Annotated in this window: 16 protein-coding genes; 5 read left to right on the top strand and 11 right to left on the bottom strand. The window is 58.0% G+C overall.

Translation table 11 applies throughout. The features are described 5' to 3' along the window. Both WKI84_RS00240 and WKI84_RS00235 read right to left on the bottom strand, forming a co-directional pair. Positions 1-2,438 (bottom strand): nidogen-like domain-containing protein (locus WKI84_RS00240; RefSeq protein WP_337861498.1); only part of this gene is annotated, 2,438 nt, incomplete at its 3' end. 178 nt (positions 2,439-2,616) lie between these two features. After that, positions 2,617-5,031: an amino acid permease gene (locus WKI84_RS00235; RefSeq protein ID WP_337861497.1), complete on the bottom strand. Its 2,415-nt coding sequence runs from the start codon at positions 5,029-5,031 to the stop codon at positions 2,617-2,619. An 80-nt stretch (positions 5,032-5,111) separates the two neighbouring features. Between WKI84_RS00235 and WKI84_RS00230 the strand changes: the two genes are divergently transcribed. Continuing rightward, entirely contained in the window at positions 5,112-6,302 is a 1,191-nt protein-coding gene (locus WKI84_RS00230; protein ID WP_337861496.1) for a Clp1/GlmU family protein, read from the top strand. Here the strand turns inward: WKI84_RS00230 and WKI84_RS00225 are convergent. Together WKI84_RS00225 and WKI84_RS00220 are read right to left on the bottom strand one after the other, a co-directional pair. Then, on the bottom strand, positions 6,286-7,074 hold the full coding sequence (locus tag WKI84_RS00225) for a 7-cyano-7-deazaguanine synthase (protein WP_337861495.1): 789 nt from the start codon (positions 7,072-7,074) through the stop codon (positions 6,286-6,288). The two genes, WKI84_RS00230 and WKI84_RS00225, sit on opposite strands and share 17 nt — an antisense overlap. After that, complete coding sequence (locus WKI84_RS00220) at positions 7,075-7,968, bottom strand: 6-carboxytetrahydropterin synthase (protein ID WP_337861494.1); 894 nt, start codon at positions 7,966-7,968, stop codon at positions 7,075-7,077. A 173-nt stretch (positions 7,969-8,141) separates the two neighbouring features. On the opposite strand from WKI84_RS00220, the gene WKI84_RS00215 reads away from it, so the two are divergent. From WKI84_RS00215 to WKI84_RS00205, 3 genes are all read left to right on the top strand, one after another. Continuing rightward, complete coding sequence (locus tag WKI84_RS00215; protein WP_337861493.1) at positions 8,142-8,411, top strand: hypothetical protein; 270 nt, start codon at positions 8,142-8,144, stop codon at positions 8,409-8,411. A 64-nt stretch (positions 8,412-8,475) separates the two neighbouring features. Continuing rightward, positions 8,476-8,856, top strand: a complete 381-nt coding sequence (locus tag WKI84_RS00210; protein ID WP_337861492.1) for a hypothetical protein — start codon at positions 8,476-8,478, stop codon at positions 8,854-8,856. A gap of 76 nt (positions 8,857-8,932) precedes the next feature. Further along, positions 8,933-9,685: an asparagine synthase C-terminal domain-containing protein gene (locus tag WKI84_RS00205; protein WP_337861491.1), complete on the top strand. Its 753-nt coding sequence runs from the start codon at positions 8,933-8,935 to the stop codon at positions 9,683-9,685. A gap of 60 nt (positions 9,686-9,745) precedes the next feature. Here the strand turns inward: WKI84_RS00205 and WKI84_RS00200 are convergent, their stop codons facing one another. The 3 genes from WKI84_RS00200 to WKI84_RS00190 form a co-directional block, all read right to left on the bottom strand. Beyond that, positions 9,746-10,135 (bottom strand): hypothetical protein, encoded by a 390-nt coding sequence (locus WKI84_RS00200; protein WP_337861490.1) that lies wholly within the window; start codon positions 10,133-10,135, stop codon positions 9,746-9,748. Between the two features lie 98 nt (positions 10,136-10,233). Beyond that, positions 10,234-11,034 (bottom strand): UbiA family prenyltransferase, encoded by an 801-nt coding sequence (locus WKI84_RS00195; protein WP_337861635.1) that lies wholly within the window; start codon positions 11,032-11,034, stop codon positions 10,234-10,236. A 322-nt stretch (positions 11,035-11,356) separates the two neighbouring features. Continuing rightward, the gene (locus tag WKI84_RS00190) at positions 11,357-12,247 is read right to left on the bottom strand and encodes a hypothetical protein (protein WP_337861489.1); all 891 of its coding nucleotides are present in this window, start codon (positions 12,245-12,247) and stop codon (positions 11,357-11,359) included. Between the two features lie 155 nt (positions 12,248-12,402). Here WKI84_RS00190 and WKI84_RS00185 point away from each other — a divergent pair, with 155 nt between their 5' ends. Beyond that, positions 12,403-13,737, top strand: a complete 1,335-nt coding sequence (locus tag WKI84_RS00185; protein ID WP_337861488.1) for an MFS transporter — start codon at positions 12,403-12,405, stop codon at positions 13,735-13,737. On the opposite strand, the gene WKI84_RS00180 is transcribed toward WKI84_RS00185, so the two are convergent. The 4 genes from WKI84_RS00180 to WKI84_RS00165 form a co-directional block, all read right to left on the bottom strand. Beyond that, positions 13,734-14,207: a hypothetical protein gene (locus WKI84_RS00180; protein WP_337861487.1), complete on the bottom strand. Its 474-nt coding sequence runs from the start codon at positions 14,205-14,207 to the stop codon at positions 13,734-13,736. The two genes, WKI84_RS00185 and WKI84_RS00180, sit on opposite strands and share 4 nt — an antisense overlap. Positions 14,208-14,370: 163 nt before the next feature. Further along, on the bottom strand, positions 14,371-15,003 hold the full coding sequence (locus WKI84_RS00175; RefSeq protein ID WP_337861486.1) for a type VI secretion system tube protein Hcp: 633 nt from the start codon (positions 15,001-15,003) through the stop codon (positions 14,371-14,373). Positions 15,004-15,083: 80 nt separating this feature from the next. After that, entirely contained in the window at positions 15,084-17,393 is a 2,310-nt protein-coding gene (locus WKI84_RS00170; RefSeq protein WP_337861485.1) for a hypothetical protein, read from the bottom strand. 124 nt (positions 17,394-17,517) lie between these two features. After that, complete coding sequence (locus WKI84_RS00165; RefSeq protein WP_337861484.1) at positions 17,518-18,411, bottom strand: DUF72 domain-containing protein; 894 nt, start codon at positions 18,409-18,411, stop codon at positions 17,518-17,520. Positions 18,412-18,436: the final 25 nt, after the last annotated feature.

Raw genomic sequence — 18,436 nt, 5'->3', positions numbered from 1 at the left:
CTTGCCACCGAGTCTGCCACGCCGAGGGTCTCTGCCGCAGGTTTTCTTGCCGCATTTACACCTGTAGAGGGCGAGGAGTCCGACAAGGACAGCTGCTCGGCCGGCGCCCTGGAAAAGGTTTTGGCCCGCGCCACGCTGTCGCTCACTGCGAGCGACTCTGATCCAGAGCCATGACTCAGCATGGCCCGCGCCACGCCGTCGCGGACGCTCAAACCATCGGCAGCGCCTGCCACTTTAAAGATGGTTGGAACGCCGTCGCGGACTTCAAAGACGTACCTGCCGGGGACGGGGCTGTGCAGGCTGTTGTTGACAAGCGACGTGGCAGCAGGGCCGCTGTCGAGGAACGCGCCCGGCACGCCGGAGCCCGGCAGCTCAAAGAAGGTGCCCGGGTTTCCGGTGCCCTGCGAAAGCCCTGCGCGCGCAGATGTGCCACCGGTGCACTGCGCGCTGCCTCCGCTGGCCTGGCCCGTCTCCCACAGGATCTGGTCATAGTTGAACTCGATGTCAAAGTTGCCGGCGCCCGTGTCGGAGCGGTCGATGAGGACCAGCTGGAACCTGTTCAGGCCGGCCGGCGTGGTCAAGTCCGAGTTATAGCAACCCACGTCGATCCAGTTGGCCCCAAAGGCGGGGCGCCCGCCTACACTGTCTGTGCCATATCTTACAGGCAGGCCGCTGCCTCTCGTGTCGACGTCGGCAAAGAATAATGCTATTATCCGCCGGCCCGTCGGCGTCGCAAGCTCGAACGGCGTAAAGTCGCTCAGCGGGGACTCGAACGTTATGTTGCCGTTGTTGTTTACAAAAATGGACGAAAAGAGGCTGCCGAAAAAGTTGATGTTGAATCCTGCGGGGACTGCGCTGGTCGATGCGTCGTCATTGCGCTGGAGCGTGTTGCTGTTAAACCCGCAGTTCATCCGCACAGCAGAGCCGCTGTCCGGGACAGGGCAGTCGCCGGCCGAGATTGTTTCTGCGCTGGAGCGTGATGCAGACAGGGTCCTCGTGATAGAGTCTGTCAGCTGTACCGACTCGACGGTCGCGTTGCCGCCCGGAATGTTTCTTGTTATGCGGGGCGCAAAGACCGTCGCCGAACTAATGCCGTCCTGCAGCGCAAGCGTATCCTGCGTCCCTATTCCTCTGGCAAACACCTGCGAAATGGCGTCCGTGGTCAGTAACACGTCTGCCGCAGAGGCGCTCATTGCCCTGCTCGCGCTGGCTGTGGGCGAATCCTGGAACGAGACAAGCTCGGTAGTCTGGACGGGCGGCCTTATCTTCACGAACTGACTGGCGTTCGTCTCCACGCCTGCCGTGTTTGTCGCCCTTGCAGTGAGCGTATACTCTCCGACTGCAAGCCCTGCAGATGTGAACGACCACGACGAGGTGCCAAAGTCTGCAAGCGAGAACTGGGTGAATTCATAGCGGTGCACCCTGTTGTTGAACGTGTCAGCCACGTAAACTGACCCGTCCGGGCTGATCCCGACGCCCCTTGGGCCATTGAACTGTCCGGAGCCGGCCCCAATTGAACCCCACTTTGAAACAAAAGTGCCGTCAGCCCGGAATCTCTGCACCCTGTTGTTGAACGTATCGGCCACATAGACGGAGCCGTCTCCTGCAATGGCCAGGCCGCCGGCGGAGCCAAAGTTGAACTGCCCGTCACCCGTGCCGCTTGACCCCCACTGTGTGATGTACGTTCCACTGCCGCTGAACTTTTGCACCCTGTTGTTCCCAGAGTCGACCACGTAGACGAACCCCTCCTGGTCGACTGCGATGGCCGTCGGGCTGGTAAAGTTGCCGTTGCCAGAGCCGCTGAACCCCCACTTTGTGAGAAACGTCCCACTGCTGCTGAATTTCTGCACCCTGTGGTTGTTGGTGTCAGCCACATAGACGGAGCCGTCCGGCCCGACAGCGATTCCTGCCGGCTTGTCGAACTGCCCGTCACCCGTGCCGCTCGTCCCCCACTTTGCAGCAAAGTTGCCGCCGCTGTCGAGCTTTTGCACCCTGCCGTTGAGGGTGTCTGCTATGTATACCGAGCCGTCAGAGGCCACGGCTATGCCCGTCGAGTCCTGCGAGAAACTGAACTGCCCGTCCCCGCTGCCTTGGCCGCCCCACTCTGTAAGGGCACTGCCGCCGTTCGTGTACCTGAGTATCGCGCTTGGAGAAACTTGAATGACAAGCACGGTCCCGGCGGCGGCCACGGCGACGCCGCTTACCCCGCGGCTCGCCGGGAGGACGTACTTGAAAGACGGAGTCGAAGGAGGAGCGGTGGAAGAGAGGAACCCGACCTCCACCTTGCTTATTCCCGACCCGTCGCTTGCGGTTCCGCTCACCGTAAACGAATTCGAATAGAGCGTGGCGCCTGCCGCCGGCGTGCTTATCGAAATCGAGGGCGCGGCCTGCGCCGATGCCTCTGGAAAAGGAGGCAGGTGGCCGGCTACAACCGACAATAGGAGCATGGCAGCCAAAGCCAGGGCTAGCGGTCGCGGCTTTTCGCCCACCTCGAGGCAAAGCCGTGTTAAGAATAAAAATATAGTAGCTGATTATAGAGCAAAGATCCAGATAATTTTTCTCTGTATATGGCACCCGGTATTCTGTTCTCCTCTTATGGCCAATGCCGGCCGGACGCTATTGCCTGCCTGCCATAATCTTCTTGAAGAACGACTCTGCCTTGCGAACGCCCGGTATCCCAAAGTCCCTTGCCACTACGACGGGGCAGGGTATCTGCTTTACCATCTGCAAAAACGGCGGGCTGTCAAACACGCTGAACGGGCCCACGGTTGCGCCAAGCACCACCAGGTCGGGCCTGTACTGGTCTATTGCGCTAAAGAGCAGCGCGGCCGACTCGTGGGCGCTAGACGTTATCCCTGTCTCTTTAAGCTCGATGCCAAGCTGCGTCAAATAGTCGGGCTTCATGGCTACGCTTGCTGCAGCAGCGCTGCCGCCGCTGCCACCACCATCACCGCCCTTTCCCTCTTCTTCCTTTTTGCCCACCGCCAGTATGTCTATCTTGAACCTGCCCGAGTGCTCGAACCAGCTGGTCGCCCTCAGGACAAGGTTTGCGTGCGCGCCGCCGTCATAGACGACGACCATGTTCTTTTTCTCTGCAGCGGGCACCGCGTGCCTCTCCAGGTCCTCGCCTATGCGCTCGCTCTCCGGCTCGAGGTCGAGCGTGTCGTCCTCCGCCTTGATCGCAAGCACGTCGCAGGTCGCAAGCGTCATGAGCTTTTTGTTCCGGCGCACGGTCTCAAAGTCTGCTATGAGCAGGCCGATCTTTTGCTCCTCTATCGTCGCAAGTATCGCCTCCGTGGTGTCGTGCGACACCCTCACCAGGTAGTGGCACAGCACGCCCTGCCTGCCAAACGCCTTCTCTATGGGACCAAAGCCCTTGCGCGCGCTCTCTGCAAACGCCGAGCCTGCCGACAGCGGCGTCTGGCTGGGCACCGTGATGACGCGGAGCACGTTTATCTCGCCCCCTGCCTCCCTGGCGGCCCTCGTGGCGTACTTGGCCAGCCTGTCCGGGTTTTCCGGGCTGTATATCACCATTATTCTATAGGCAAGCCTCTCTGCGGCCCCCTGCGTCGTGACCAGGGGCGCATAGTGCTCAACCTCCTTCTTGAACTGGTACATGCGGTACAGGATGAAGCCGACCAGTATCCACAGCACCGTGATGCCCCAGCTCAGCGGCTGCGTGACAAGCAGGTAGACTGCAAGCCCCAGCTTTAGAAAAATGCCGATGATGGGGATGGCGGGAAAGAGCGGTATCTTGAACCCGTACGACAGCTTGTCGCCGTATATCCTCCTTATCGTGATGGCCGCGATGTTGACCTGGGTGAACAGAAGCAAAAAGATGACTGCAGCCGCCAGGGCAATGTCTGCAAGCGGCAGGGCGTAGGCCATCACCGCCATGATTATGCCGGATATCACGGTGGCGACGTGGGGGGTCCTGTTGACTGGGTGGATGGCGCCCAGCGCGTGGGGCAGGTTGTAGTTGCGGCCCATCGCAAGGGCGACCCTTGCCGACGAAAAGGTGGTGGCGTTGAGCGCGGCAAGCGTGGAGACTATGCCGCCTGCAAGCACCACGTACAGCCCGTAGGGCATAAAGAGGTCGGCGGCCCTTGCGATCCCAAGCTCGCCGTTCTTGCCGATGAACTCCCAGGGCTGCTCGCCGCCCGGCGGCGCGATGGCAGAGATCGCCACAAACGCCATGAGGCAGTACAGGGCGACCACTACTGCAAGGGAGATGAATATGGCCCGGGGTATGTTGCGCTTTGGGTTCTTGACCTCCTCGCCGGTCTGCACTATCACCTCGTAGCCTTCAAAGGCGATGAAGGTCAGCCCCATCGCCGCGGCGAGCCCGCCAAGGCCCAGCGGCAGCAGCTGCTGGACGAACTTTTCCTGCCAGCCGGGGTTTGACTGCATAGCCCAGAACCCAAAGCCGATGATGACCACGATGGTGCCAAGCTGCGCAAAGGTGACTATGGTGCCTGTCTTGCCGGTCTCCGAAGTCCCCTTCACGTTGATGTAGGTGAACGCGGCGATCGCGGCCACCGCTATCAGCTTGTCAGTGGGCAGGAAGCCAAGCGCCGCCTGCGGCAAATAGTCCTGCAGCAGAGTATAGACGAACGCTCCAAAGCCGACCGCGTAGAGGCTGCCGGCTACAATGTGCGCAAACCAGGCCATCCAGCCGCTTATGAACGCGTTGGGCCGGGGCAGCCCCTCCCGTATCCACATGTAGCCGCCGCCTGCCTCCGGCATGGCCGAGCCCAGCTCCGCATAGACCATGGCCGTAAAGAGGGTGATGATGCCGTTTAGGACCAGGACGATTATCACGGCGCTCCCTGCAAGGCCGATTGCCGGGCCGGTCAGCACAAAGATGGCCCCGCCTATCATGGCGGCTATCCCGACCATTATGATGTCGACAAGGCCGAGGGTACGGACGAGCTGGTGCTGCTGGTGATGCTGCTGCCCTCCGTCCTCGCGGCCGCCGCTACCACCACCACCGCTGCCGCTTCTGTCAGGAGAGGGAGAAGGGGCCGACAATCTCAAAAACGACGCATGGGCATGGGAAATAAACCTTTACCGGCAGCAGGCTTTTTTCCCCCGAGCGCCCACTGTGAGCCGTGCTGCAGACTCGGCGCGTCACCATGGTGCGGGGGCCGGCGACCGTCAGGGTGCGCGGGGGCCGCTGCACCGTGCTTGCCGCCGACGTGTCAGACAGCGTGGTGAACGTCAGGGCGGGCAAGGCGCTGCCCTTTGAGCACTATGAAACAGAGGAAAGGCAAGAAGAAGAAGACGGCGGCCCGCCCGGCGCAACAATAACAACAACAGCAACGATAATCGAGACTGACGGCGAGCGGTGGGAGGCTGACCCTGCGCGCGCAGGCACGTGGATGTGGCGGCGGGCGGCAAGGAGGCTGCTGCTACTACCACCGCTGCTGGAAGGAAACAGGAAAGTGATAATGATAGTCGGCAGGGCCGACGCCGGCAAGTCCACCTTTGCCACGTTCCTTGCAAATTCTGCCCTTGCCGCCGGCCTCGTCCCGTGCGTGGTGGACGGCGACATCGGCCAGGGAGACCTTGCGCCGCCCGGGGCGATGGGAGCGGCCCTGCTGCGCGCCCCGGCGACTGACCTGCGCGACGTGCGCGCAGACCTGTACGAGTTTGTAGGCGACATCACCCCCTCCGCTGCTGCCGCCGGCGGGCTGGAGCGCGTCGTCGCAGAAAAGCTGCGCCTGCTGGTGGGCAGGGCGCGCCGGCTTGACAACGTCGACATTTGCATCGTGAACACTGACGGCTATGTCTCTTTCGGAGGCGGGGCGAGGTACAAGGCCATGCTTGCGAGCCAGCTCAGGCCGGACGCGGCAGTCGTGATAGGGAGGGGGGTGCCGGCGCAGCTGCAGGCCGCCCTTGCACGCAAAAGCCTGGTGATGAGGGTGAGGTCGGGCGCGCACATCAAGACGTACCAGGAGAGGATGGCGCGCCGGCTGGAGCAGTACATGCGCCACGTTGGCGCCGGCTCTGTCACATGCGACCTGGCCGCGCTGAGGGTCATTGCAGTCGGCGGCGGCCCTGCCGGCCAGCAGGCGATCAGGGAAAAAGAAGGAGGAGAAGTAGTGGAGGGCATGTTTGTGGGCCTCGGCCTGGCAGGCAGGGTGGTGGGCTTTGGGATCGTGGAAGGAATAACCGGCAATGGCGACGACAGGAGGGGGAGGACGGTGGTGACGATAAGAACCGACACGGCGTCCTTTGACGCCGTCTATCTCAGCAACATACTGCTAAAGGGCGGAAAAGAGGTCAGGCTCTTCCTCTAGGGAATACCGGGTCCTGCAGGCCAAGCGACGCAAACGCCTTGAGCCTCTGCACGCAGGCGTAGCACCTGCCGCAGTGCGAGCCGCCGTCGCCGTGGCAGCTCCACGTCTGCCCGATGGGCACTCCAAGCTCCAGCGCGAGCTCGACCACGCCCTTCCTGTCAAGGTCTGCAAGCGGCAGCACTATCTGGTACGGCTCCTGCAGCCTGCCAGTGCCAGCGCCAGCGCCATTGTTGCCGTCGCACAGCAGGCAGCCCTCCCTGAACAGCGCGTTCAGCTTTTCGATGTAGCCCCTGGACGCGTCCTTGAAGAACGAGACGTCGTGGCTGTTGTGCCCGCCGACTATCCACCGCACGCCTGCGTATTCTGCATAGTGGGCGGCGATTGAGTAAAAGATCATGTTCCTTGCCGGCACGTACGAGTCCCACCTGCCGTCTCTGTTATTGTTATTGTTGCTGCTGCTACTACTGCTACCGTTGTTATCGCCGCCGCGAAAGTCGGCCGCCTCTTTCATGAACGACAAGTCCACCTCTGTCACGTGCACGCCTGCCTTTTCTGCGACAAGCCGCGCGGCCTGCTTCTCCTTCTCAAGCCTGCCGAAATAGTTGAAGGTTATCGCAGAGGTCTCGTAATTCCTGCTGCGCGCCCAGTAAAGGCACGTGGCAGAGTCAAGCCCGCCGGAGAGCATCACCAGGGCCCTGTCTGCTGCTTTCCTCTTTTTCTTTTTGTTTTCCTCCCCCGCCGCCTGCAGCGCGCCCTCCATCTCTGCCGTCATTCATCCATCTCTGCCGTCTTTCTTTACGCCGGCGATGATGTGCGCGCCCTTGTTGACGCCCTCGTATATGTAGACGCCTATCGCCTCCACGTTTGGCGGCATGCGCGGCGCAAGCAGCCTGATTATCTCGGTGGACAGGTTCTCGACCGTGGCCTCGCCGGGCATCATGTACGTGGTCATCTTGGGGAGCTGCAGGCTGAAATAGCCCCTGGGCCCCTGGAACTCGACGAAATAGTGGACGTCATCCTCCTTTTTCAGGTACTTTTTGTTGATAAAGAACTTGTGGTCGATGGCGTTGAGCGTGTCCTTGATTATGCGCTTTGCCTCTCCGAAATCTACCACCAGGTTGTTCTTCATGCTGCCTATTATCTCGACCATCACCGTCGAGGTGTGGCCGTGCAGGACGGAGCATTTCTCAACCAGTGGCAGTATGTGCGCGTAGTCAAAGGCAAGCGACGGGTCCTCTATGAATATCGAGCCGGTGGACATCCTCTCTGACTCGTCGTAAAAGAACATCGAGTCGATCTCGCCCACCCTGCTGGCGTACTTGGAATGGCCGACTGCCACGATGTCGAGAGCCGGCAAAGCTTCTTTGATCCTCCTGAACTTTTCGGCGTCCGCCTCGGAGTCCACGACTTCGATGAACCTCTCGCTACTGCTGCTGATGATGATATTGTTATTGTTATTGTTGCCCGCTGCCGATGGAACAACCGCAAAGTCCACGTGCGCCTTGCCGCCACCGGGCAGATCCAGCTGCGCATTGTACCTGTAGTCGTGGCCAAGGAACGCAAGCATCCTTGCTACCGAGAGCTCGGCCCTGCTTGCGAGAAGGTTGCCCTTGCTGTCAAGGTACCGTAGATCGCTGTCTAGGACGACCCGCTCGTCAGGCGGCAACGCTGCAAGCTTGTCCTGGAGTCTATATAAACGGTGTCCGGCCCGCCTGCCGCCGGCATATTCGCCAAAAATCGAACGTAACTGTTTTAATAAAGTTCTCCATAACAAAGCTACTTTTGCCCTCTAATGGGAGGAATACGGAGCCTATACCCGCCCGCAGGCTACTTTATGCCATGGAAAGCCTCGGCAAGGTGCTTGGCAGGTCGATGACGGACCTGCTCGTCATGGACCTCGAGAAGCAGGGCATATTCCTCGGCAAGGAAGGGGGCTCGTACAGGCTGGAGCAGCTCGACGAGGCGTTTGTGAGGATCTTTGGCCCTGACGGCGGCAAGCTGCTGATGGACAGGGTGTGCAGCGTGCTGGGAGGAGAAGAAGAAGAGAAGAGGAAAAAGGAGAAGAAGAAAGGCGGAGAAGGAAAAACGGGCGATAATCATCAAGAGTGAGCGTTAGCGTCAAGCAGGACGTTTATAGATCCTATTATAGCGCCGAAAAAGTAAATTCACTTTTATGGTTTTGCAGTACGGCGGCTACGAAAAGCTGTGCAGGGCAGTCCGGGAGCTGGACCCACGCGTCGTGGGGGCGTGGGTGATAAGCCACGGCGAGGCTGTGGCCGCGTCGGTCAGCGAAAAGGCGCCAGTCCCGAACAAGGACAAGCTGGGCAAGATATTCTTCCAGGCGCAGGTCATGGCCGGGATACCGCGCACCAACGAAGACATGTACGGCAGGCTCGAGTTTGTCCTTATCCGCCACATGCACCTGGACGCAATGCTGTTCCACCTTGACAGCGGAGACGAGGCGGTGCTTGCAGTAGGCTTCCAGAGGCCGTACCCGGAGATGCTGCTTGCGGGCAAGGTGGCAGGCTGCATAGCGTCGTCAAGGGCGCAATGAGCGCGGCCGCCACTGTGCCACCGTATTTATTCCAGGACGTGGGGATCGCCGGCTGTATCGGAGTAGTATGGAGCACATGACGCCGCAGCAAGAGGAACTTTGCCGGGCCCTCCGCAGGGCAGTCGAGTCTGCCGTGCCCGAGCAAGTGGTGGCAGTGGCTTTTTCTGGCGGGGTGGACAGCTCGCTACTTGCCAGGATCTGCAAGGACCTTGGCAAGGAAACGACGCTTGTCACCGTGGGGTTCCCCGGCTCACACGACATCTCGTTCTCCCGCGAAATAGCCGGGGAGCTGGGCCTTGCGCAGCGCGTGGTAGAGCTTGACGCCTCCGGGTTTGCGCGCGACCTGGAGCACGTGCGGGATAAAATCGCCTGCGGCAACACCTCGCACATCGAAAACTGCATAGCGTACTATTACATTGCGCGCGCGGCAAGGGACATCGGCTTGGTCCTGAGCGCCAACGGGTGCGACGAGCTGTTCTGCGGCTACAACGGCTACAGGACAGTCTACGACCAGGGAGAGGCTGCCGTGCTCCGCCTCATGGACGCCAAGATAGAAAACGAGCTTGCCCTTGTGCAAGAGATATCTGCCGTGGCAGGCGAATTTGGGGTGCAGGTGCGGCAGCCCTTTCTGACGCCGGAATTCATAAGGTTTGCCAGGGCCATCCCGCTTGAGCAAAAGATCAGGGGGGCAGACGACCTTGTACGCAAGCACGCGCTGAGGCAGGCCGCGCTTGAAATGGGCGTGCCGGCGCGCGCGGCAGCAAAGCCGAAAAAGGCGCTGCAGTACGGCTCGCTGATACACAAGAATTTCAAAAAACTGGAAAGGTGAGCTGCCTCTGCGATTGCGGCGCGCGCAGAGGCGCAAGTTGCTCTGCCACTGGTCTCTCTCTTACTTGACTAGGATGCCCTTTAGCTCCTGGTTGTCCAGCAGCGTGTCGATCAGCTTTTGCTGCTCCTCCTTTGGAAGCTCGTTCGACATCTCGAGAGAGTCGATTGCCTTGAGTTTCCAAAAGTTCGTCAGCGCGTTGTCGACGGTCCGCTGCGAGTCGTATACCACCTTTCCGAACGCCGTGAGCGTGTACTTGCCACTCTTTTTCCTCACGAGACCAGCCTTGGACATCCTTGAAAGCCTGGAGTAGTATTGCTTGCGCGTGAGCTTGGTCTTGCCCTTGAGGCTCTCGCTGTCAATGCTACCCGCGGCGATGGTCCTAAAGAGGTCCATCGATTTGTCGTCAGAAATGGTCCGGAGTACTGTGGCTGTTGTCTGGGACTTGGCCATTTTCTACACTCACTCTGCATTTGAGCTTAATATTACTTGATTATCTAGGAACGAGCGATATGTGCCAAAAGTATCCATTTGTGGATACTTTTATCTGCCTATAGGAATACTGCCCCTGCCGCTACGCTGGACTGCAGTATCAGGTGCAATGGGAAGAGCTTTTTATGCTGCCTGCGCATGAACTCCATGTCATCCAGCCCCTTCAGCATTTTTGTCATCCGCGTGAAAACGATGGCTGCAAAGGCGCTCACCAGTACAGCGGTGAGCAGGCCTGTCCCCCCCAACGCAAAAGTCAGCCACGAGGTTGCTGCCATGCTTGTGATGAGCACCATTGCCATCTTGACTGTATTGATGCGCCCGATGACTATGGGTATGGTGCGCCTTTTCGCCTGCCTGTCTCCTTCTATGTCTCCCATGTCGTTGAACACGGATGAAATAAAGATCATGGTTCCAAGCATAAACATTGCATGTACTGGCACGATGGGGTTGCCGGCAATAAGCTGCAGGCCGTACGACGATGTCATGCCCAGCAGCGCGCACAGCATGTAAAACAGCGCAATGGAGAGCGTCTTGACGATGAACCTGTCTGCCAGCGAAACCCTCGGGGCTGAATACAAGAGCCCGATGGCGAGCATGGGTACGACCAGCGCAATGCTGACATAGTTGAGGGTAAGAACAGCAAGTAATACCGCCAGGCTGCTGGTCCATATGATAAATGTCCATGCCTGTTTCTTGGAAACCAGCCCAGATGGGATCGGCCTCTTCTTTCCGTTTGCCCTATCTAGGTCCGAATCAACCAGATCATTAAGTATGTACATCCCGGTTGCTATCAGCAACGAGATGGCAGGAAGGGGGGCTACCTGCTGGACCAACGTCCACGTCCATGCTTCGGCGGCCATCAATGCGAATACGTCAGGTATGCAGAACAGCCCTGCGACCGTGGCCAGAGAATAAAGGAGGCCCCATTTTTTGCGTGACTGGAACAGGGCAAGCTGCGACCTGAGGAAGGATGTCTGGATTTCTCTAGTCTCATCGATCTGATGTCTTATGTACACGTTTGTAATAGACATTAACCCAGCAACAAATAGTCCGCGCTCTTCTGCTTTTTCTCAAAAAAGTATCCAGTTTTGGATACTCATAGGCAATAATTTGCCGGTACGAAGATAAATTCTGTCCCGGACCTAGCGTCCGCTACCAGTTAGTACAGTAAACAAAAGACGATTATTTTTCCCTCAGGCTCGCCAAAAGCTTTGGAACCTGCGCATCTCTGGCCAGTGTCTCATAGTGGGAGATAAGCCTCTGCGCCAGGTATGGGTCGTCGTAGTGTGAGATGGCCAGCGTAAACTCTTCTGGGTTATTGTAGGTGGTTGTCTCATAGCATACCATCCTCCCATCGACAACCATAAAGCTGGCAGTGATCTCTTTTCTCTTCAGGTCGAATCTCGAGGATCTGATGATGCTGTTTACGATATCGTAGGTCTCCCTGTTTGGCGGGGTTCTCAACACTGCGTTCAGCCTGTTTTCTACGCTGATCTGTTCTGGCAGGCTGTCGAGCATGTGCATGGTGATGCCTTGGTGTATTTTGTTAAACATGATCTTTGAAAAGTTGGGGTCGTGGTAACGCGTTGCAAGATATACTTCCTTCTGGGCAAGGCTCATGAGCTTTATGACTTCGTTGATAAGCTTGTTGTAGTCTTTGAGGACCGAAAAGCCCGAGAGGTGGGTGGAATTCACCATGTTCTTTAGCGTGGAGCTCTGGATTATCTCGTTGATCACGGACTCTTTTTGGTGCAGCGGGAAATCCTGTCGGGATTTCAGAACATCCACTGCCTTCAGGCTCCAAAAGTTCGTCAGCATCTCATCCATGGTCTTGAGGTGCCCAGTACAGATGAGGGAGCCAAATGTCGTTACTATATACATCCCGTCGCGTTTTTCGACGAGGCCGGCATCTCTCAGGCGCTTTAGCCTGACGTAGAATTGCTTTTTGCTTATGTTGCCTACGTAACTCGACGACGATGCCATAAAACCTGCATACGCCATCTTCAGGATGTTGGCCGTGTGCCTGTCCGCCAGTAGCGAAAATATCTGCTCTGGAGTTGCGTGGTCTGGCATATTGTATTTAGGAGTTGCGGGAGCTATTTAAATATTAAAAAAGTATCCGTTGACAGAGAATAATTGTCGTTATTCTGTTCTGGGCAACACTGGTTGTCAAATAAAAAATTACGAATTATTTAACTAGCTTTTACCTGCCTATATCATATTGGGTAATGGCAGGGAGTGAGGCAGTCCGCGAACTTGGAGAAAAGATGGACAGCCTCGCACGCATCCCCCTTCGGCTGAGCGTGACAGTTGCAATAGGTCTCGCAAGCTTTTTCACCTATTATGATGTCACAAATTATTCGTACATCTCTCCGGTGCTGCGTAATGCCTGGGGGATAAGCGATGCAGATGTTGCGGCTGGCGCATCTCTTACCGTCGCCGGCTATGTCGCTGGAGCCGTCTCTATAACCCTGCTTGCTGACTCGAAGGGCAGAAAAGTTGCATTCATCACCTCGATACTGCTGCTGGGCGTGGGCTCGCTGCTTGCGGCCGCGTCGCAGAACATCGGCCAGCTGGTAATATTTCGCTTTATCACTGGAGCAGGTATCGGGTCAGAGCTTGCGATAGCAAGCGTGTACATCGGGGAGATGACCTCTCGCTCAAAGAGGGGGCGCTATACTTCTTTCCTGAATGTGCTTGGGTGGGCGGGCCTTTCGTCATCTGGTCCCGTTTCGCTCTTTCTCGTGTCAGGGCAGTTTGCCGGGATCGATGGGTGGAGGATTGTCCTTGGGATTGCCGGAATCGTCGCGTTAGTATCGATACCATTTCGAATGCGGATGCCGGAATCGCCCCGCTGGCTGCTATCGAAAGGGAGAATCGCAGAAACCAACTATGTCTTGTCGTCGATAGGGCTTGCGCCGTTGCGCTCAAGTGAGTTGCAAGAAGGTGCGAAGCAGAAGAACAGGATACCCGGCAGAACAGTGCTTTTACGGATAGTCTTCCTGAGCGGCGTCTGGCTGCTGGTGTACATCCCGATATACGCGTCGCTTCTGCTGGTTGTCGAATACGTAAACCAGGGTTACAGCATCCCGCAGTCGATCCTGATAAACATACTTGGCGGGATAGGCTTTGTAGCCGGCGGCCTGGCGTCCGTCGTGATGGCCGAGAGGATGGAGAGAAAATACCAGATCGCAACCGCAAGTTTCGTTATGAGCATAGGCTTTGTACTTCGCGGCCTGTTCGTGGCCGATTTTGCCGGCCTGACTCTTGCCGGCTTTATCGCGTTCTTTGGAAACGCCTGGCTTGTTACGTCGCTCCTTGCATATACTGCAGAAATATTTCCAACCCGGATCAGGTCATTTGCAAGCGGCGTTGTGGAAGGAAGCGGCCGGGCCTTGGCCGCGGTGGCCCCGTTCATCTTTGTGGCACTGCAGCCCTATGGGTTCTTTAACCTCATGATAGGCATGTCGGCATTTTCGTTTGCCGGCGCAGCCCTGATAGCTGCCTTTGGAATGCAGACTAGGGGCAGATCTCTGGAAAACCTGAACCGTGAATATGCCTAGATAGGCAGCATCACCCTTTCTATCATGGCAGGATGCTTGTCCTTGAAATGCTTTACAAGCTCTTTGCCAGAGCCAAACGCCTGCATGCACACGTCGCACGTGTCTGCCGGCGTCTTTGACACTGCAAACAGGGGCTCCTTGCTCACCCTCAGCGTCCTGTTGCCCGGAAGCGATATTGCTATCATGCCGCCGTCGTTCCAGCTCCTGTACTGCTTCTCAAACTCTTCGTACGGCGAGAGGTTAAAGCATGCCACGGGGTCGCTTTCAAACTCGCACGCCTTTTTCTTTTCGATGTATTCCTGGTGGATCCTGCCAAGCCACCCGTCCACGATCTCGGGGTGCTCTGACAATATGTCCTGCGCTATCCTCATGGTATAGACTGCGATCTTGTTTTCCAGCGCGTCGTTTGGCACTACCAGGTACCCCTTTAGCTTCAGGCCAAGCGAGCTGTCCTCAAATGCATGCGCCATATATATCCCATTATTACCGTCTTTCAAATAATTAAGCCTTCTCTTGAGCTATTGTATGAAAATCAATTTACAAAATTCCAAATAGATAATTTACATACAATTCAACGGAAAAGGTTGAAAATCCTGGTATGCGCCTGCCCTTTGAGGCCGGGCAAAAAGGAGGTCATGCGCCCTCCCTGTTCTGCCTGACGTCCCAGCTTGCAGTCACGGGTTTGCCAGCCGGGCCGCCCTTGCCCGCCGCAGGATAGTAGGTGAACTCGATCTTGGCAAAGTTCAGGCTAAAGCTGTCGGTTGGCACATCGCCGCTGGCCCCGTCCTGCTGATAGGATGTGATGAGGACGTCTTGGAGCTTGACTGTCATGAACTGCTGCTGGTTCTTGCCGGAAACTTCGCCTGTCAGCACGGCCTCCCTGATGTGCTCGCCTTTGGCGGCCTTTAAGAATAGTGCTGGCGACGCCTTGCTCGTGCGTGCGGTAAAGGAAATGTCTGAAACTGAAACCTTGCCCGACCCCACTCCTCCGCCACCACCGCCACTGCTGCTCTGGTCCAAATTCATGGCGCCCCAGCTGAAGGAAAGCACTTCTATCTCGCCCTTGTGCTTGCCCGAAGTGGACTCGCCTTCGACGCCGTTGATCTTTAGAAAATAGTCAACGTTTGCCGCTTCTGCGTACTGGATCTCTGGGAACATGCTGCCCGCTTTGCCCTGCGCTGCAAAAGACGCGCCGGCCACCGCGTATGCCAACAGAACCGACGCCGTCGCTATCGACGCTATCTGCAACCTGCCTGTCTGTAACATAGGTACAGATAATCTAGAGAAGATATACCTCTTCTGTCATCGTTTTCTATACAAGAAAAATAAAAAAGGAAAAAAGCGCCCTATTCGGGCAGCTTGCTGACCTTTTCTGCTATCTGGGGGATCCTGCTGATCTCGACGCAGGGGACCTGCTCGAGGGCGACTGCCGCCGTTTCAGCGGCGGCGTAGCCGTACGGGGGCAGGCTGTCGAGCACGCCAAAGCCGTTGGTGTGCTTGGGCCTGACCCTCAGCTCGATGGCAAAGGCGCACTTTTGGTGCGTCCCGAGCATCTGCGCAAAGGTCTTGGTGGCTATTGCGGCGCTGTCTGCGTCCAGCACTGAGGGGATCGGCGACGGCGCGTTTGAGGTTCCGTCCGTTATGGGGATGGTGGCGTCGTTGAGTCCCCTGACGGCCCACAGGCTGTAGCTCTGCATAAAGTTGTTCACGTGGAACGCGTAGAACCGCACAGCAAAGTTGTCGTCCGTGCAGCCCTGCAGGAAGAGGCAGGCGCCGGCGGCAGGTTCGTTGTTCTTGCGCAGAGCCACGATGTCGCCGTAGCACGCGACGTTGTCCACGTGGAACAGGTGCGTCAGGGCGGCAAAGTTGACCGCCGCCGTGTTTGTCTCGTCGGTCCACCTCCTGAAGGCAAAGCCGACTGGGCTGCCGGCTCCCGGCGCCCCCGCAGGCTTGATCCTGTTGCCGGCCGCGTCAAACACCTCTACTATCACGACGTGCTTGCCGTTGTCGTGCTCTGCGGTGTTCCATGACTGGTGGAACTGGAACCACAGCCACCCGCCGTCCGGCGCGTCCGACTCGTACGGGATGAGGTAGAGGTCCGAGTTTGTGCCTACGACGTTGGGGCCCAGGGGGACCGCCTCCGTCTGCAGCTGCGAGCCGACCCACTTCCACCTGCTCCACGCCACGGTGCCGGTGAGCTGCTGCGGCGTCCCTACCGCGTCGCCGGCCGCGCTTGCCTTGGCCACGCTCATCCTGTAGTATTTTGCGCCAAGCGCCTTGAGCCCTTCCGTGAACTTGAGCCTGAAGCTGAGGGTCTTGCCCCACGGCTGGCCGGGGTAATTGTGGCTCACGAGGCCGTCTGATGCCACCGGCGTCGCCACGCCGTACTCGCTGTCCTGCGCAGGGCTTGCAAGCTTCCAGCTGGGTATGACGCCAATGTTTTCCAGCATGACAAACTCGCCTCCGGGGTTGGGTATGCCGCCGCCGTCGGGGCTGCACGCGATGCCCTTCCACGTCCTCAGGTGGGCGTCGTCTGACGCGCTGAAATACTCGTTGACAGTCGAGCCGTCATAGATGTACACCCACTGGTTGCCCTGCCACTGCCTCACCTTGTAAAAGTAGGTGACCCTGCAGCGGAAAGGCGTGAGCGGCGCCCTGAAGCACACGCTGAACTCGCCGTCTGGGCTGACTGCCGTCTCTGTGACCTTTTTCGTGGAGCACGAGCAGAATATCGGGCACAGGTATTCGCGGGGCTCCAGGTACGCCATCCTCTCTGCCGGCGTCGTCATCAGCGACATCGCATGGACGTCCTGCACAAGCCTTTCCGGCACGTTGCCAAGGGGCAGCGGCCTGTCGAGTGCGCGCGCTATCTTGGCGTTCCTCGTCTCCCTGAAGAACGGCGCAGGGTCGGGACCCGGCCCGGGGAACGGGCCCGGCGGCCACGGGTCGATAGGCGGGATCGGCGGGAACTTTTCAATCCATTCGCGCAGCCAGTCGACTATGTCAATGTCTGTTATTATGGGCGGCCAGGTGCAGCAGCACGTCTTCTGGTATACCTCGACGATGGCGTTGCATATTGGAGCGCACAGCGGCGGGAGGTGCGGCACCACGGCCAGCTCGCTTGCTGGCGAGAACCTGGAAGGCACGAGCGCCCTTGATTCAACGGCCTTGGCCGCAACAGCAGCAGCAACAGCGCCGGCAGTCTTGGGCGAGGAGGCAGACGCAGCCTTGGTCGCCACGGTGGTGACGATGGTCTCTGTCCACCACCGCCATGGCCTGCACTTGTGGACGTCGCCGTGGACGCAGACGAACGGGAATATCCAGTCACGCCACTTGGGCCCTATGTCTATCAGGCCCGTGGTGGCCCACTCGGTCAGCTTTTGCGGGCGGAAGGTCGAAAGCATTTCCTTGCTGACCTCTTTTTCGTCGACGTCCGGCCCAAAGCCTGCGGCGCCCTCCTTTACAAGGCGCACAAGCTCCGAGAGCATTATCCTGTTGCCCTCGATGCTCCTGATCTTTCTGATCGCGCCCTTCTCTAGCGAGTAGAGCGCGACCCTTGGCTGCTGGTCCTTCTCCGTGCTTCCCAAGAATTTTATTTCAAGCGGCCTGTCTCCTCCTCCTCTGTTTGTGTTCGGGTTGATCCCTGCGCGTTCCATGTCCGTTGAGGATTTCCCATAAATAAAACACTTGTAGAGTTTGTCTCTATCTGACGGTGCACTGTATCAGATTCGCTCAATACAGTAATTATCGAACATGAATACCGTTTGCAGAAAACCTGCGCTAGACATAGTCGGTTATCCTGGCCTTTTTCGACTCTCTGCGCGCAGATCTCTTGTCGATCTTTTCCTTGAGGGCCAGCTGCGGCCCTGTTATCATCCCGCCCATCTCGAGGAGCTGGAGGGCGTTTATGGGCGCGCTGGAATGATAGTGGTTGTTAAAGTAGGCGTAGGTGGTCTTTGCTTTTGCGGATATCTCGTCCAGCCTTTTTACCCACGGCCAAAGCTCGTCTTCTGAATATGTATAGTCGAACCAGACGTCCCTGCCCCTGCCGTGCCACCTTACGTACGAGTGCGTGCCTGCGGTGACTATGGGCCTGCTAAGGAACTCTAGCGGCGAGTCGGTGATGGTGTTTGCCACGCCGTACCTGGCAAGCAGGTCAAAAGACTCCTGCCTGTCCCACGACTCGTGGCGGAACTCGACTGCAAAATGCAGGTGCGCAGGCATGTCCGCAAGAAACGATTCCAGGCTGCGCCGCCCCTCCTCGTAGGTAAAGCTTGGAGGCAGCTGCACAAGCAGGCACCCGAGCTTGCCTGCGTCCTCAAGCGGCTTTATCACCTCAAGAAACGAAAGGAACTCGCGCTGCGCGCCGGCAAGGCGCTTGTCGTGCGTGACCGTCTTTGGCACTTTGAGCGAAAACGTGAACGAGGGGGGCGTGGCCCGCTCCCAGCCCTTGACCATCGCCTTTGAAGGCGCGCGGTAGAACGACGAGTCGACTTCGACTGTCTGGAAGACCCTGGCGTAGAAGGGGAGCTTGGCGACCCTGTTGTTCGGGTAGAATGCGCCCACCCATTCCTGGTAGCTCCAGCCGCATGTCCCGAGGAGGACAGAATTGTTTGCAACCTTGCTGCTATTGCTGTCGTTGTCGTCGTCATTAGCGGTCGTAGCGGCAGTCACTGCAACAGAGTACCGTCACAAGAGT

The sequence above is a fragment of the Nitrososphaera sp. genome (assembly GCF_037447015.1).
In the GTDB taxonomy this organism is placed as follows: Archaea; Thermoproteota; Nitrososphaeria; order Nitrososphaerales; family Nitrososphaeraceae; genus Nitrososphaera.
The sequence above is the reverse complement of the archived record's forward strand: the minus strand, read 5'-3'. Positions and strand labels throughout refer to the sequence as shown.